A 15,427-nucleotide genomic window follows, 5' to 3' on the forward strand; every position below is an offset into this window, starting at 1 on the left:
CTGTCCTCAGTTTTGCAGGCTGTCGCAGTAGGCTTGCGCTTCGGCTACATCCAGGGTGCCTTCGTAGATGGCACGACCTGTGATGGCACCGATCACGCCTTTGTCGGCGACGGTGGCCAGGCGCTTGAGGTCGTCCATGTTGGTGACGCCGCCGGAGGCAATCACCGGGATGCCGCCTTCTTCTGCCAGCTTGGCGGTGGCCTCTACGTTAACACCCTGCATCATGCCGTCGCGGGCGATGTCGGTGTAAACGATGGAGGATACGCCGTCGTTGGCGAAGCGCTTGGCCAGGTCTACGGCCATCACTTCGGAGACTTCGGCCCAGCCGTCGGTGGCTACGCGGCCGTCTTTGGCGTCCAGGCCGACGATGATGTGGCCGGGGAATTGTTTGCACATTTCGGTGACGAATTCGGGCTCTTTGACCGCCTTGGTGCCGATGATGACCCACTGCACGCCGGCCTTGAGGTAGGCTTCGATGGTTTCCGCGGAGCGGATGCCGCCGCCGATCTGGATCGGCAGATTCGGGTACTTCACCGCGATGGCCTTGACGATTTCACCGTTGACCGGCTCACCGGCAAAGGCGCCGTTGAGGTCAACCAGGTGCAGGCGACGGGCGCCAGCGTTGACCCACTTGGTGGCCATGTCCACCGGGTCGTCACCGAATACGGTGGAGTCTTCCATGCGGCCCTGGCGCAGTCTTACGCATTTGCCGTCTTTCAGATCGATAGCGGGGATGATGAGCATTTTGTTCTTCCTATTCAGAAAGTCGGGCAAGGAGTTTGGCGCTCGCACTCTGGAGCAGGGAGGCCTTTCAGGGACACGCTGTCAATACATCCCTGTACGCTTGACTGCAGCATCCCTGCTGCAGACAGTCCCTGAAAGGCCTCCCTACCCCAGAGCGCTATTAAGTGCTTGCCCGCTTACTTTCCAGTCCAGTTCGTAAAGTTTTCCAGCAACTGCAGGCCCGCCCGGGCGCTTTTTTCCGGGTGGAACTGCACTGCAAAGATGTTGTCGCGAGCCACCGCTGCCGCCAGGTCGACACCATAACGGGTGCGGCCGGCCATGTCGGCGTTGCCGTCGGCTTCGGCGTAGTAGCTGTGCACGAAGTAGAAGCGGTCGCCGTCCGGGATGTTGTGCCAGAGCGGGTGGTCTGCGGTTTGGTAGACCTGGTTCCAGCCCATGTGGGGCACTTTCAGGCGTTCGCCGTTTTCGGTGAGGTTGTCGCCGAAGTAGCGGACTTTGGACGGGAACAGGCCGATGCCTTCCACGCCGCCGTTTTCTTCGCTGCGGGCCATCAGGGCCTGCATGCCGACGCAGATGCCGAGGAACGGGCGGTCCCGGGAGACTTCTTTAACAAGTTCAACCACACCCAGGCGGTGCATTTCGGCCATGCAATCGCGGATGGCGCCGACGCCGGGCAGGATTACCCGGTCGGCTTCGCGGATTTTGGCGGCATCGTCTGTGACCAGTACGGTGCAGTCCGGGGCCACGTGCTCTACGGCTTTGCGGGCGGAATGCAGGTTGCCCATGCCGTAGTCGATGATGGCGACGGTCTTCATGGTGGTTCTGTTCCTATAGGTGACCGGTTACAGGGCGCCTTTGGTGGACGGGGTGATACCCGCCATGCGCTCGTCCATTTCAATCGCCATGCGCAGTGCGCGGCCGAAGGCTTTGAACACGGTTTCGATCTGGTGATGGGTGTTCTTGCCCTTCAGGTTGTCGATGTGCAGGGTCACCATGGAGTGGTTGACGAAGCCCTGGAAGAACTCTGCGAACAGATCCACATCAAACCCGCCGACGCTGGCGCGGGTGTAAGGTACGTCCATGAGCAGGCCGGGACGGCCGGAGAGGTCGATCACCACGCGGGACAGGGCTTCGTCCAGGGGCACGTAGGCGTGGCCGTAGCGGCGGATGCCTTTTTTGTCGCCCACAGCCTGTTTGAAGGCCTGGCCGAGGGTGATGCCGATGTCTTCCACGGTGTGGTGGTCGTCGATGTGGAGGTCACCCTTGCAGGTGATGTCCAGGTCTACCAGGCCGTGGCGGGCAATCTGGTCCATCATGTGGTCAAGGAAGGGCACACCGGTGTCAAAGCAGGCTTTGCCGGTGCCATCGAGATTGATCTCGACGGTAATCTGGGTTTCAAGGGTATTTCGCTCTACCCGAGCCTTGCGTTCAGCCATGGAGACTCCGTCTAGAAAACAGGCTTGCTACTGTAAAAATCAGATTCGCAGATTATACCCGTTAACACAGCCGGAGTCCCGCAACCGGATCAATCGCCCTGATAGCTCAGAACGCTTTCTTCAGGTTAGCCATGTAGGTGTCTACCAGGCTGTTAAACTCGTGCTTGATCACCGGGCTGATCGCCAGCTTGAGCAGGCTGGGCAGGGGGACTGTCAGCTGGGCGCTGGTCTGGAAGCGCACCTTGGTGGCGTTGTCGCCATTGGCGGTGATGGTCCAGGCGCCGCTGACTTCGGCATTGCCCTCGCCTTTTACCGGATCCCAGGTGATTTTGCCGGCCTCTTTATTCGGGTGATAGGTGCAGGCGTATACGGTCTGGATGGCGTGCTTATCAACACCCACCTTTTCCATTTCCCAACGGTAGGCATTGCCACCAAGATCAACCAGCTTGTCGACTTTTGGGAAGTGGCTGACAGAACGGGGAACGTCTGCCAGAAGATCGAAGACGTCATCATAGCCTGCCGGAATCTCGAGTTCCCGGTTCAGCTCAATCGATACAGTAATGGCCACAGCCGACTCCTTTTTATGCTTATTTGCGTATGCTTGTTTGCGCACACCGGGACAACCCCGGTTTTTAACGGGGTGTATTTTGACCCAAGACTAACGCATTGTCATATTCCTGCACTGTTAATTTGCTAACCCTGCGTTATCCTTTGGGTAATTCATTCGTAATACGGCAGCAATCCACCCTGCCGGAAAGAAAAGGAACTCGCCATGAAAGCTGTTCGCTATGTGCTCTATGCTGTTATCGCCCTTATTGTCCTGGCGGTTGCAGCGGTCGCCATTGCCGTCGCCGTGATCAACCCGAACGATTACAAGCCCCAGATTGAAGCCGCAGTGGAGAAGAACACCAACCTTCAGTTACAGCTTGAAGGTGACATCGGCTGGTCTTTCATTCCGCTGGGGCTGGAGCTGAACCAGGTTGAGGCAACACTGGAAGGCGAACGCTTCGTGGCACTGGAACAGCTGATTGCCAAGATCGATTTCTGGTCACTGATTGCCATGTCGCCGCAGGTGAACACATTCCTGCTGAACGGCCTGGACGCGCGGCTGGAGGTGAACGAGCAAGGCGAAGGCAACTGGGCGCGGATTATGCCGGAGAAGAGCGCAGATGGCTCGGAAGCGCCTGCAACTGACGGTGCCAGCGCCGAACCGGCCCCGACAGAAACCGTTGACACCGCACAAGAAACCGGCGGCGAAGCCCTGAACTTCAACGTAGAGAACGTGGAAATCAGCAACGCCAGTGTTCACTACAACGACAAGAGCACCGGCCAGTCCGTTACCCTGGAAGACTTCACGGTAACCGCCAGCAACATTACCCTGGGCTCCGAGTTCCCGCTGGATATCCGCTTCAAGGTGGAAACCAGCCAGCCGAAGTTCGCGGTAGACGGCAGCATCAGCGCACAACTGAAAGCCAACCAGGCCCTCAACGAATTTGCCATGTCCGGCCTGAAAGCCGTTTTTGACATGAACGGTGAACCGTTCGGGGGCAAATCGGTCACTGCCGAGCTTGGTGGCTCACTGGCCGCCAACCTGGAGAACGAAACCGCCACCCTGAGCGGCTTTACCGCCAGCCTGGCCAACCTGAGCCTGAGCACAGACCTGAATGTGAAAGGCTTCGGCGATAAGCCTGCCCTTGATGGCAAGCTGGCCATTTCCGAGTTTTCGCTGAAACAGCTACTGAGCAACCTCGGCCAGCCCGCAATTGAGACGGAAGATCCGGACGTATTGAAAGCCATCGCGCTGTCCACCAATCTGGGCGGCGAGCCGGGCACCGTTGCCCTGAGCAACCTGAAAATCACCCTGGACGACACCACCTTCAACGGCGGTGGCAGCTACAACCTCGGCACCGGTGGGCTGGTGTTTGACCTGAACGGCGACAAACTCAACGCCGACCGCTACCTGCCACCCACGCCGGAAGAAGGTGAAACCACTGCCAGTGAGACAGCCGCTGAATCTGAAAGCCCTGCACAGCAAACCGCCGCAGCCAGCCAACCGGAAACTGACCTGCTGCCACTGGAAACCCTGCGCACCCTGCTGCTGGATATCGACTTTGGCCTGGGCGAACTGATTGTCAGCAACCTGACCATCAACGAAATCAAAGCCAGCACCACCGCCAAAGACGGCCTGCTGAAAGTGGATGAGTTCAGCGGCAAGCTTTACGAGGGCAGCTTCGGCGCCAACGTGACCATCGACGCCCGCAGCGACAATCCCAAGTGGAACATTCGCTCCGACGTCAGCAACGTGCAGACGCTACCACTACTGACCCAGCTGGCCGAGGTCGACATGCTCTCTGGCGGCGCCAACCTGAAACTGACGGTAAACACCAACGGCAACCGCATCTCTGCCCTGCGCAACAATGCCAAGGGCGACATAAGCTTCAACCTGGCCGAAGGGCAGTTCCGCAAAATGAACCTGACCCGCATGGCCTGTCAGGGCATTGCCCTGGTGAACCAGGACTCCCTGACCACCACAGACTGGGGCACCACCACTCCGTTTAACGACATGCGTGGCACCCTGAAGATTGACGGCAACACCCTGAACAACACCGACCTGGTTGCGGCCCTGGCCGGCATGCGCCTTGAAGGCAACGGCACGGTTGACCTTGAGCAGACCAACCTGGACTACGAACTGGGCCTGCGCATTGTTGGTGAAATCCACCGCGACGAAGCCTGCCGGGTGACCGAGTACGTTGAGAACGTGGTTATCCCCGTGGAGTGCCGCGGCAACTTCAGCGAAGACCCGGCCGGCCTGTGTTCGTTCGACGGTTCCCGCTTCCGCGACACCATCAAAGACATCGCAGCCAACGCAGCCCGCGCCAAGGCCCAGGAAGAAATCGACCGGGCCAAGGCCAAGGCGGAAGAGAAAGTAGACGAAGCCAGGCAGAAAGCCGAAGACAAGGTAAACGAAAAGCTTCAGGAGAAACTCGGTGAAGAAGGCGGCAAAGTGAAAGATGCCCTCAAAGGCCTGTTTGGCCAATGACCGACAGCTTCGCCGACCGGCTACTGAACTGGTACGACAACCACGGCAGGCACAACCTGCCGTGGCACCATAACCGCAACGCTTACCGGGTCTGGGTGTCGGAGATCATGCTCCAGCAGACCCAGGTAGCTACTGTTATCCCCTACTTCGAAGCCTTCATGGCCAGTTTTCCGGATGTGCAAGCACTGGCTGCGGCACCGGTAGACGACGTGCTCAGCCACTGGTCTGGCCTGGGTTACTACGCCCGCGCCCGTAACCTGCACAAGGCTGCCAAACAAGTGGTGGACGAGCATGGCGGCGAGTTCCCGCAGGACCAGGAAACACTGGAAACCCTGACCGGCATCGGCCGCTCCACCGCTGCGGCCATTATTGCCCAGGCGTTCGGCAAGCGGGCCGCTATCCTGGACGGCAACGTAAAGCGCGTTCTGGCCCGTTACCACGCCGTGCCCGGCTGGCCGGGGCAAACCCCGGTACTGAAACAGCTCTGGCAGCATGCCGAGCAACACACTCCAAATGAGCGCGTGCGTGACTACACCCAGGGCATCATGGACCTGGGCGCCATGGTATGCACCCGCAGCAAGCCGGCCTGTGAAAGTTGCCCGGTGAACAACGGCTGCCAGGCCTATGCCCGAAACGAAACCAAACTCTACCCGGGCTCCAAGCCGAAAAAAGAGAAACCGGAAAAGACCACCTGGATGCTGATCCTGGAAGATAACGAAGGCCGCATCCTGCTGGAACGACGCCCGCCCAGCGGCATCTGGGGCGGCCTGTGGAGCCTGCCGGAACTGGACCCCGCCTATGGCGCAGAGGAACTGCAGGAAGCCTGTGAAACGAAGCTGGGGCTGGCCTGCAGCGACCCGCAACTGATCGGCGGCTTCCGGCACACCTTCAGCCACTATCACCTGCACATACAGCCAGCAAAGCTGCCGGTAACCGGCAGCACCAAAGTGGCCGATGCCGACAGCCAGCGCTGGGTGCACCGGGACCAGGCCTTAACCCTCGGCCTGCCCGCCCCCATCCGAACCCTGCTCACCGAGCCGGAACAAACCACCCTGCTCTGAGCACCCGGCGATCTGTTATCATTCGCCCAGTCCAACAACACAGGAGCCGACATGAGCCGCACCGTATTCTGCCGCAAGTACCAGAAAGAGATGGAAGGCCTGGCCATGCCTCCCATGCCCGGGCCCAAAGGCCAGGAGATCTTCGACAATGTGTCGAAAGTCGCCTGGGAAGAATGGCAGAACCAGCAAACCATGCTGATCAACGAAAAACACCTGAGCATGATGGACCCGAACAACCGGAAATACCTGCAGGCCCAGATGGAACGCTTCTTCAACAACGAGCCATTCGACCAGGCCGAAGGCTTCGTTCCGCCGGAAAAATGAACGAACTGATCAAGGCCTGAACAACCCGGAAAAGTTTCAGAAAATTTTTGCGGAGTGGCCTTGACTCCCCAACCCTAAACCGGTTTAATAGCGCCCCGTTGCAGCACATAGCTCAACACGCCCGGATAGCTCAGTTGGTAGAGCAGGGGATTGAAAATCCCCGTGTCGGTGGTTCGATTCCGCCTCCGGGCACCATAAGATTCAATGACTTAGCCCGCTTCTTAGCGGGCTTTGTCGTTTCTGGACCCTCCCATGGAACACTCATGGGACACCTCGTTACAAAACCAAGCAACAACCCGCAGCACTTTCTACCCGAAACGCTCACACAGCTGTCAGGAAGACATCCGTCTGAGCCAGGCCGGCGACACCCGCTGCCAGTCGGCAGAAGCTATCGCCGAAGGGACGTTGCGCGAATGATCTACCGTGGCAAGGAAAGGCATTACGAGCAATCGCTTTGCTTTTTATAATCAGACGTTATTTTCCCATTTCGGGAAAATAACGTAGTATTCCCGAAAAAGGAACTTTCTTATCCCATGAAGGTCTTAGCCAGGAACAAGCTGACAGACTTTATGCGCAAACACGCTTCCTCACGCAAGGCCCTTGAAGCCTGGTTTGCCGAAGCGGAAAGAGGTGATTGGCAAACGCCAAAAGACATCAAGGAACGATTCTCAAGCGCCGATTTTCTCGCGGACAACCGGGTCATTTTCAACATCAAAGGCAACCATTTTCGGCTGGTGGTTAAAGTGCGCTATCAAAACGGGATCGTCGTGGTGGAGTGGGTTGGAACACACGCTGAGTACAGCAAGAAAACATTCTGAGGGAACGGCATAATGGACCATCTGAAAATCATCAAAACTCCAGATGAGCACGAGGCGGCTCTGGAGCGCCTTATGGCACTGATGGAGGCTGATCCACAAGAGGGCTCCCGGGAAGCCGACGAGCTGGAAGTTCTGGCGATGCTGATCGAACAGTATGAACAGCGCCAGTTCCCCATTGACCTTCCCGACCCCGTATCAGCTATCCGCTTCCGTATGGAGCAACAAGGGCTTAAGAACAAGGATCTCGTGCCCTTTTTCGGTTCGGCTTCCAAAGTGAGCGAAGTGCTGAATGGCGTTCGGCCTCTAAGCCTGAATATGATTCGCAGGCTGAACCATGGGCTGGGCATACCAACTGACATCTTGGTTCAGAGGCCCTCTCACGAAGCCGCAAGCGCGAGAGGATCTTGACAAGGGAACAACAAACCGACGCTCTGGCACAGCGAGCCCTATAGGCCAACCTATTGGCAGCCAACTTCCAGCGGTTTGATATTGAAGGTCAAAGGGCGGCCAGAATGGTTTCCGCACTGCTGGTATCAATACCCGTGGTATCGATATTGAGCAGCTCGACCTTGCCGTCGTTGACAATCATCGCATAGCGCTTGCTACGCACGCCCAATCCACGCTCAGTCAGATCCTGCTCCAGCCCGATCGCCTTAGCGAACTCAGCGTTGCCATCACCCGCCAGGACAATCTCCACGGCATTCTGAGACTTACCCCAGGCATCCATAACGAAGGCATCATTGACCGCCGTACAAACGATGGCATCGACGCCTGTCGCCTTTATCTTGTCTGAATTCACTACGAAGCCAGGCAGGTGGGTTGCTGTACAACCCGGAGTGAAAGCTCCTGGCACCCCGAAAAGTATTGAAGGCTACGCCCCTCACCCCAACTGCGCCACCGGCAACCACCCCGCCAGCCCCATAAAGTGGAACAGCACCGTCACCACTCCGAACAACAGAACCAGCACAATCGCCGCCTTCCCGCCCGGAGCCATAAAGCCTGTTTTACCACCTTGAAGTGCTCTTGATTTCCAGGCCAGCAGTGCCGGGATGATACAGGCCCAGACAGCAGCGGCTGCGCCGGCATAGCCAATGGCCAGGACAAATCCGAAGGGTGCCATCAGAGAGAGCAGCAGCGGCGGGATGAAGGTGATTGCCCAGGTTTTGGTGCGGCCCTTTCGGTCGTTTTCGAAACCGAAGAGGTCGGCCATGAAATCGAATGTCCCCAGCCCCACGCCCACAAAGGACGACAGAATCGCCGCCGCAGAGAAGGCGCTGATGGTATTGGCCACACGCTCGGAGTCTATGGCAAACCCCAGGGCCGCCAGCAGCACGTCGACATCGCCACCCCGGGCGACAACGGGCCCGAAGTCGGCCCTTGGCAGATTGCCGAAGATGCTCACCAGCCAGGCGATATAAAAAAGCAAGGCAATGGAGGTGCCGCCGAGAATAGCCTTCTGCGCCTTCCGCTCTTCCCCATAATAGGCTCGAAGGGAAGCAACCGAGTGGTGGTAACCGAAAGAGGTCAGGGCCACCGGCAACATGGCCAGCGCGTAGGGTGCGTACTGGCCATGCTGGTTGACGGTATCGAACAGCACATTGAAATCAATCCGTGATGCGAGGCCGGATACGCCCAACACAAAGCTCAGCAGCATGAAGGTAACCAGCACCACCGAAAGCCGGTCCACGGCCCGGGTGGAGTGCCACACCACCAGTGAAAACACCGCCACAAAGGCCACAGACGCCAGCTTGCTGCTGACTCCTGTCACGCCCTGGATGATCAGCCCGGACGACGTAATGTAGGCATAGAGCAGAATGCCGCCGACAAAATAGACCATCAGGTTACTGAAGATATTCACCCGCGGCCCCAGCATGGACTTGGTGACCGTATTGAACGACGCCCTCAGGTCATAATGCTTCAGGGCCTCCAGCAGCATCCAGCCGGACAGCGTCATCACCACCATGGTGAGAATCAGGGCAAAGCTGGACCACAGCGTCCATGCACCGGCGCCGGAACTTGGCAGGCCAAGCATACCCGCGCCCACACAGACGCTGGCGATGATGCTGGCGCCGCCGATGAGTGAAGGAGATCGTCTGGAAACCGGCTGGTCTGTCACTTTGCGCCCGCCACCCGCTTGGCCAGAAACACATCCAGATCCCGAATTTCTTCCAGGCAAAGGCTGTGCTCCATCCCATAGGCGTGATACTCCGGCTCGTACCCCAGCTCCTGCAGTTTCTGCTGAGCCGCCTGTCCAAGATGTTCCGCAACAACCTGGTCAAACCGGCCGTGGGCAATAAAGACGGGAAGCCGGCGATTGGCCTCGCTCAGCTCGATAGAATCAGCGGTGGCAAAATAGGTGGAGAGGGCGAACAGGCCACCCAGTCGCTCGGGATAGCTCAGTGCCAGTTCATAGGCCACGGCACCGCCCTGGGAGAAGCCGCCAAGGATGATGTTCTCACTGGCGATGCCACGCTCCCGCTCCTGCCGGATCAGCTCTGCCACCATCGCCGCCGAGGCCCGCAGTTGTTCGGCATCCACCTTTCGGTCTACGTCCATGGCGAGGATGTCGTACCAGGCTGGCATCACGTAACCACCGTTGATGGTTACCGGCAACTCGGGGGCGTGGGGGAAAATAAAGCGGACTGGCTTCTCGCGGGAGAACCGGAACTCCGGAACCACCGGCTCGAAATCGTGGCCGCTGGCGCCCAGGCCGTGCAGCCAGATGATGGTGGTTTCGGGATTGTCGCCGGTGTCGATTTGCAGGGTGTTCAGGGTGGTCATCGGGCCTCCGGAAATCAGGAAAAGACCGGCGACTTTAACATTTTCCGCATCACCTGGCCCAAAGATCCTTCCGAACACTCTCCCAAAGCTTTCGGAACTCCGCCGCCGCAGGCGTATTCGGTGCCAGCAGCTCCAGGGGCTGACCTTCCTCGCCCATGCGCTCCACGGCGCTGGCGTAGGGTACCGCCGCGGGTGCAGGGTGGCCGAAAACCTCCTCCGCCTGGGCCAGTATGTCCCTGTGCAGGTTCTTGCGACGGTCGACCATGGAGAAAAACGGCCGGAGTTTCTTGTTACCCAGCTTTTTGTCTTTCACAAACTCCCGTAACTGATTCCAGCTGTTGAGGGACAACCAGGTAGGGACCACCGGCACGTAAACCTTATCGGCCATTTCCAGAACCTGTTCGGTCAGGCGCGAGAGTGTCGGCGGGCAGTCCAGAACCACCAGACTGGTGTCTTCGGAAAGCGGAGCCAGCAGGTCTTTCAGGACGTTGTGCCCTTCCTCGTGCTCAAGCTTGATATCGAAGTTGCGAAAGCTGCTGTGGGCGGGGATAAAGTCGAGATTGGGGTAGACGTCTTCGTGGATAAAGCGGGCAATGGGGGATTTGCCTTCTAACAGCTTGGACAGCTTACGGCCTTTGACGACCTCCGCACCCGCCAGGTAAAAACTGGCAGCCCCTTGCGGGTCGAGATCCCAAAGCAGTGTGCTGATGTTGGCGCGGCTGGCGAGATAAGCGGTGTTCACTGCGGCGGCGGTTTTGCCTACGCCACCCTTGGGGCTGTAGAAGGCGATGATTCTCATGGACGGGAGCTCCTGCTGTATCCGTTGTTACCAAACATTACAGGGTAACAGGCACCAAGACAGCAACTATGAAGCTTTTATGACAGTTATCGCGGGAGCCGGCAGGCAGAAAGGAAGGCTTTCGTAAAACCACGCTCACGCGGCTTTGCGGAAGCCCTCCATCCGCACACTTTTGTCCCGGCTGCGCTTGTACCTGGTTTTGTCTTCAACTACTCGCATCTGGTATTTTGGCGTTCTCAGTTCGCGCTGCACGGCACTGTGCTGTGTGGCTTTCGCCTTCTTTCTGGCCATCTCGGTATCTCCTCGTTTGGCTCGGTTCTAACGGCGCGTATTATAACATTCCCCTGAATTTCGCGAGCGTAAGCAATGACACTCACTGTGTGGCTCACATTTCTGGTCGCCGCCCTTCTGATCAGTGTTTCTCCGGGTGCCGGCGCGGTCAACTCCATGAGCAGCGGCCTGCGTTATGGTGTGCGTAAGTCCTTACCCACCATTGCCGGCCAGCAGTTCGGATATGGCGTACAGATTGTGCTGGTGGGCGCAGGCCTGGGTGCCATTGTGGCTTCATCTAACACGGCCCTGATGGTGATCAAGTGGATTGGCGTGGTGTACCTGGTCTGGCTGGGCATTCAGAAATGGCGCGAAGCACCGGTGGAAGCCACCCGCGCAGACCTGTCCGGATTCAGCCCCCGCCAGCAGTTCTGGAATGGCGCACTGGTTAATCTGACCAACCCCAAGGCGACCATCTTTCTGATTGCCCTGTTCCCCCAGTTTCTGAGTGCCGGGTCGCCTCACGGGCAACAGCTAGCCACCATGGGGGCCACCCTGATTGTGGTGGATATTGTGGTCATGGTGGGTTATGCCCTGCTGGCCAGCCAACTGTTCCGCTTTATGACAACGCCTTACCGCCAGCGGCAGATGAACCGCGTTTTCGGCGGCCTGCTTGTCACTGCGGCGGTGGCTCTGGCCAGCTTCAAACGGGCCTGATGCGCCATCGGTGACAGACCATTAATGAGAATGAGTTTCATATACAGAAAGAATCATGGATAATCATCCTTCTATCCCGCGATCCGCAGGCCACTACACTCTTCAGGAGCGAGAAACGATGATCACCAGTACAGCCCGTATCGAGTCCGCGAATGCACCCCGTTATCTGGCGCGTCTGTGCCGCCATTTCAGCCACAAGCGCCAAGTCGAGTGGACTGAAACCGAGGGTAAAGTCGAGTTTGATATGGGCACCTGCTTTCTCGAGGCCAGGGATTCCGTGCTCACACTGAAAGCGGTCGCAACAACGGCAGAAGACCTCAGCAAGGTGCAGCAGGTGATTGGCTCACATCTGGAACGGTTTGCCGCCGCGATGAAAGACGGTGAGCAACTGACTGTCAGTTGGCAGCCGGCACAATAATCCGGTTTTAGAGCACGCAAAAGGGCCTGCCGGAACACTCCGACAGGCCCTTTTTTGCCTTTACGAACCCATCAGCGCAGGGCGCTGACCACCTCATCCACCTGCAGGCGTACGCTCTGCAAGCCACCGCCGGAGAGGTACCAAAGGCCGGGATTGAGCACTACAACGTGGGTGGAGGCGCCGGCATCATTCAAGGCTGATTGCAGTGCCTGTTGCGGCAGCGGCTCAGCACCGATCGCGGCGCTGCGATCCACTACCAGCAGGGTATCCGGAGCCATCTCTGCCAGGGTCTCGACGTTCACCGGATAGAAGGTGCGCTCGCCGCGCGTAACCGGCGCTACAGAGTCCGGAACGATTGCCGGCGTCAGCGCCAGCAGCTCATAAACAGCGGGCTCGCTGCGCAAAGAAAAGTTGCCATCGTTGTGGGTAACCACGGTAACTGTGCCGGCATCAGCCAGCTCCGCTTTCTGTTCACCCACATGCTGCCAGAGCTCGCCCAGCTTGAGGCCTGCGGTTTCTTTAAGGCCATAGTAACTCGCCAGGCTGATAACATTGGCGCTTACCGCATCACGAAAGTCGCCTGTGGCCAGGGTTACATCGCGCACAGGGGCAACCTTTGCTGCCGAAATCTGGGCATCGGCGCCCTGACGACCGGTCATCAAAACCAGCTCCGGCTGCAGGTCTGCCAGCAGCTTCTGGTCAGGTTCTTTCAAGCTGCCGGCATCCGGCAGTTTGGCCCCAAGATCAGCCAGGTAGTCCGGCAGCCCCTGCTGAGGAATGGCCAGGACCTTATCTTCCAGCCCCAACTCCAGCAGCGTGTCCAGGGCACCGTGGTCGTAGCTGACCACGGTCGGGCCGGTGTCCGAAGCGGTGGTTGCACAGCCCGCGAGCGTAAGGCCTGCCAGGGCTCCGGCCAGGGTGAGTTTCAGTGAGTTCATGCAATTCTCCTTAGAAGTCGACCGCAAGGCCAAGGTTCAGGCGGCGGCCATCCAGCACCACGCCGTAGTCATCGTTGGTAATTTCTTTATCGGCGAGGTTGTACAGGCCCGCTGTTACCCGGGCGGTATCCGTCAGCCGGTACAACAAGCCCACATCCATCAGCGTGTAACCCGGCGTTCCGCTCTCCATATCTCTGCGGCCAAGGAAGTCACTGGTTTCGCCACGATAGTTAGTCTGGAACCACAGGTTCAGGCGGCCGCCGGCCTGCCAGTCCAGGTTGGCGTTAGCCATGTGTTCGGGAACCTTGTTCAGGGGCTCACCCTTGAAATCACCGGTTTTCTGCTCGGAATCGGTGTAGGTGTAGCTGGAACTGAGGGTTACCGCATCGGTCAGGTCGTAGTCGAGCGTCAGCTCGATACCGCGCATTTCGGCTTCGTCGATGTTGGCCCGGGTACTCAGGAACAGGTAGTCATTGCCCTCGAATGCGCAGGTCCAGGTGTCTGGGTCACCCCTGTCGCCATTCGGGGATTCGCAGAAGCGATCTTCCGCAATCTTGTCTTTGAAATCGGTCTGGAACAGCATCACGCTCGCATTCAGGCCCATGGCCCGGCTGTCGAAGACCATACCGGCCTCATAGCTGATACTGGACTCGGGGTCGAGATCCGGGTTGCCGATGATCAGCGCTCGGGGGTGAGGTGCAGGCGAGCCAGCGCCACCGGTGCCACGGCCAAACCCTTCCGTGACATCCGCCAGTCCGGGCTGGCGATAGCCGGTCGACACGCCGCCTTTCAGGGTCAGCTCAGGCGTCAGGTCGTAAAGCGCATAGACCCGGGGCGAGAACTCGCCGCCAAACAGTTCGTCGTCGTTGTAACGCAGGCCGGTGGTCACCGAGAAGTCGTCGGTCAGGCCCCACTCCACTTCCGAGTAAACAGCGGCAATCCAGCGGTCAACACTGCGCACGGCACCCGGGATATTGGATGTGAGCAAACCGTTGGTTTCGTCAGTCAGTTTTTCCTGCTTGTACTGGCCACCCACGGTAACCACATGATCACCCCAGAACCGTGTTGCCTGGGTATCCAGCATCGACACCTGCTCTTTCTTGGTCTGGTCCTGCACCCGCTCGGAAAGATCGTGCTGAACAAAGCTCCTGGTCATCCAGTTACCGTAGTTACCGGCGTGGGAGAGCACGTAAACGTCTTTGTCGTAGATGTAGGTTGACCCGGTTTCATCCAGGGCCACGCTTTTGCCCGGAGTGCTGGTTTCTTCCAGGCGGGAGCTGTCATAGCTCAGGGCAAATTCGTTTTGGTTATCCGGAGTGAAAATCAGCTTGGCTCCGCCCATCGTGCGCTTGCTTTCCGGGGTACTTCTGGCGGAATCGTCGGCGCCGGCGAAATCGCTTTCATCGTCACCCGACCAGGAGGCATTAACCTCGGCACTCAGCAAACCTTCGACCAACGCACCACCGGCAAACAGGCTGGTTTGCTTGCTGTCGTTGCTCACATCGTTGAAAGACTGGGTGTATTCGGAGGATATAGTGCCAGCCCACTCACCCCGGTTTTTACGGGTGATGATGTTGATGACACCGCCCATGGCCTCAGAGCCATAGAGTGAAGACATGGGCCCGCGGATCACTTCCACCCGCTCGATCATTGAAATTGGCGGCAGGGCAATCTGCTTGCCACCATCCTGGCCATTGGTGTTTACCGAGCGACCGGCAGACACTGGCCGACCGTCCACCAGGTACAGCGTGTAGCTGTCGTCCATGCCCCGGATGCTGATGTCCTGTGCCCCGCCACCACCGGTGACGTACACACCCGGGATGTTATTCACCGCGTCGACAATGCTTTTGTAGGATTTCTTGGCCAGTTCATCATTGGAGATCACTGAAATACTCGCCGGCGCATCGGAGATGTTCTGCTCAAACCCCGATGCTGTAACTACAATTTCACCAAGTTCAACCGGGGCCGGCTGGGCAAAAGCAGCTCCGGCATTCACCAGTGCGATCGCGGAGGCCAGAAGAGGACGACGCATGAAAACTCCTTGTGTTGTGCAACGTTGACTTTTGATTCGCCATGCAGAT

General features: G+C 58.4%; 19 protein-coding genes and 1 tRNA gene. 9 read left to right on the forward strand and 11 right to left on the reverse strand.

Translation table 11 applies throughout. The features are described from left to right. Positions 1–6 precede the first annotated feature (6 nt). From hisA to AQ621_RS12665, 4 genes are all read right to left on the reverse strand, one after another. Entirely contained in the window at positions 7–744 is a 738-nt protein-coding gene (gene hisA, locus AQ621_RS12650; RefSeq protein ID WP_058341746.1) for a 1-(5-phosphoribosyl)-5-[(5-phosphoribosylamino)methylideneamino]imidazole-4-carboxamide isomerase, read from the reverse strand. A 176-nt stretch (positions 745–920) separates the two neighbouring features. Next, positions 921–1,559: an imidazole glycerol phosphate synthase subunit HisH gene (gene hisH / locus AQ621_RS12655; protein WP_058341747.1), complete on the reverse strand. Its 639-nt coding sequence runs from the start codon at positions 1,557–1,559 to the stop codon at positions 921–923. Positions 1,560–1,586: 27 nt separating this feature from the next. Further along, the gene (gene hisB / locus AQ621_RS12660; protein ID WP_058341748.1) at positions 1,587–2,180 is read right to left on the reverse strand and encodes an imidazoleglycerol-phosphate dehydratase HisB; all 594 of its coding nucleotides are present in this window, start codon (positions 2,178–2,180) and stop codon (positions 1,587–1,589) included. A gap of 106 nt (positions 2,181–2,286) precedes the next feature. Further along, on the reverse strand, positions 2,287–2,748 hold the full coding sequence (locus AQ621_RS12665) for an SRPBCC family protein (protein WP_058341749.1): 462 nt from the start codon (positions 2,746–2,748) through the stop codon (positions 2,287–2,289). A gap of 204 nt (positions 2,749–2,952) precedes the next feature. On the opposite strand from AQ621_RS12665, the gene AQ621_RS12670 reads away from it, so the two are divergent. The 7 genes from AQ621_RS12670 to AQ621_RS12695 all read left to right on the forward strand — a co-directional run bounded on the left by AQ621_RS12670 (position 2,953) and on the right by AQ621_RS12695 (position 7,831). Continuing rightward, on the forward strand, positions 2,953–5,220 hold the full coding sequence (locus tag AQ621_RS12670) for an AsmA family protein (RefSeq protein WP_058341750.1): 2,268 nt from the start codon (positions 2,953–2,955) through the stop codon (positions 5,218–5,220). Further along, positions 5,217–6,281 carry an A/G-specific adenine glycosylase gene (mutY, locus tag AQ621_RS12675; RefSeq protein WP_058341751.1) on the forward strand — a complete coding sequence of 355 codons (1,065 nt, stop codon included), beginning with the start codon at positions 5,217–5,219 and terminating at the stop codon, positions 6,279–6,281. Before AQ621_RS12670 ends, mutY begins: the two co-directional genes overlap by 4 nt. 51 nt (positions 6,282–6,332) lie before the next feature. Beyond that, on the forward strand, positions 6,333–6,605 hold the full coding sequence (locus AQ621_RS12680) for an oxidative damage protection protein (protein ID WP_022989269.1): 273 nt from the start codon (positions 6,333–6,335) through the stop codon (positions 6,603–6,605). Between the two features lie 119 nt (positions 6,606–6,724). After that, positions 6,725–6,800, forward strand: a tRNA-Phe gene (locus AQ621_RS12685). Between the two features lie 57 nt (positions 6,801–6,857). Further along, the gene (locus AQ621_RS17660) at positions 6,858–7,022 is read left to right on the forward strand and encodes a hypothetical protein (protein ID WP_158499535.1); all 165 of its coding nucleotides are present in this window, start codon (positions 6,858–6,860) and stop codon (positions 7,020–7,022) included. A 116-nt stretch (positions 7,023–7,138) separates the two neighbouring features. Continuing rightward, positions 7,139–7,423, forward strand: coding sequence for a type II toxin-antitoxin system HigB family toxin (locus AQ621_RS12690; RefSeq protein ID WP_022988141.1), 285 nt, complete (start codon positions 7,139–7,141; stop codon positions 7,421–7,423). A 12-nt stretch (positions 7,424–7,435) separates the two neighbouring features. Next, complete coding sequence (locus AQ621_RS12695; RefSeq protein ID WP_022988140.1) at positions 7,436–7,831, forward strand: helix-turn-helix domain-containing protein; 396 nt, start codon at positions 7,436–7,438, stop codon at positions 7,829–7,831. A gap of 88 nt (positions 7,832–7,919) precedes the next feature. On the opposite strand, the gene AQ621_RS17380 is transcribed toward AQ621_RS12695, so the two are convergent. The 5 genes from AQ621_RS17380 to AQ621_RS17690 form a co-directional block, all read right to left on the reverse strand. Then, complete coding sequence (locus tag AQ621_RS17380; RefSeq protein WP_082641073.1) at positions 7,920–8,288, reverse strand: redoxin family protein; 369 nt, start codon at positions 8,286–8,288, stop codon at positions 7,920–7,922. Between the two features lie 15 nt (positions 8,289–8,303). Next, complete coding sequence (locus AQ621_RS12705) at positions 8,304–9,539, reverse strand: aromatic amino acid transporter (RefSeq protein ID WP_058341753.1); 1,236 nt, start codon at positions 9,537–9,539, stop codon at positions 8,304–8,306. Next, positions 9,536–10,204, reverse strand: coding sequence for an alpha/beta hydrolase (locus tag AQ621_RS12710; protein WP_058341754.1), 669 nt, complete (start codon positions 10,202–10,204; stop codon positions 9,536–9,538). The genes AQ621_RS12705 and AQ621_RS12710 overlap by 4 nt, the downstream gene beginning before the upstream one ends. A 49-nt stretch (positions 10,205–10,253) precedes the next feature. Beyond that, positions 10,254–11,003, reverse strand: coding sequence for a ParA family protein (locus AQ621_RS12715; protein ID WP_058341755.1), 750 nt, complete (start codon positions 11,001–11,003; stop codon positions 10,254–10,256). Between the two features lie 135 nt (positions 11,004–11,138). Beyond that, positions 11,139–11,294 (reverse strand): hypothetical protein, encoded by a 156-nt coding sequence (locus tag AQ621_RS17690; RefSeq protein ID WP_022988135.1) that lies wholly within the window; start codon positions 11,292–11,294, stop codon positions 11,139–11,141. 75 nt (positions 11,295–11,369) lie between these two features. Here AQ621_RS17690 and rhtB point away from each other — a divergent pair, with 75 nt between their 5' ends. Further along, a complete protein-coding gene (rhtB, locus tag AQ621_RS12720) occupies positions 11,370–11,990 on the forward strand; it encodes a homoserine/homoserine lactone efflux protein (protein ID WP_058341756.1) in 621 nt (206 codons plus the stop codon). 118 nt (positions 11,991–12,108) lie between these two features. Next, a complete protein-coding gene (locus tag AQ621_RS12725; protein WP_058341757.1) occupies positions 12,109–12,408 on the forward strand; it encodes a DUF2218 domain-containing protein in 300 nt (99 codons plus the stop codon). Between the two features lie 71 nt (positions 12,409–12,479). Here AQ621_RS12725 and AQ621_RS12730 read toward each other — a convergent pair whose 3' ends face one another. After that, complete coding sequence (locus AQ621_RS12730) at positions 12,480–13,346, reverse strand: ABC transporter substrate-binding protein (protein ID WP_058341758.1); 867 nt, start codon at positions 13,344–13,346, stop codon at positions 12,480–12,482. Positions 13,347–13,356: 10 nt separating this feature from the next. Next, entirely contained in the window at positions 13,357–15,378 is a 2,022-nt protein-coding gene (locus AQ621_RS12735) for a TonB-dependent receptor domain-containing protein (protein ID WP_058341759.1), read from the reverse strand. Positions 15,379–15,427 lie beyond the last annotated feature (49 nt).

The sequence above is a fragment of the Marinobacter sp. P4B1 genome, from assembly GCF_001447135.1.
GTDB lineage: Bacteria > Pseudomonadota > Gammaproteobacteria > Pseudomonadales > Oleiphilaceae > Marinobacter > Marinobacter vinifirmus.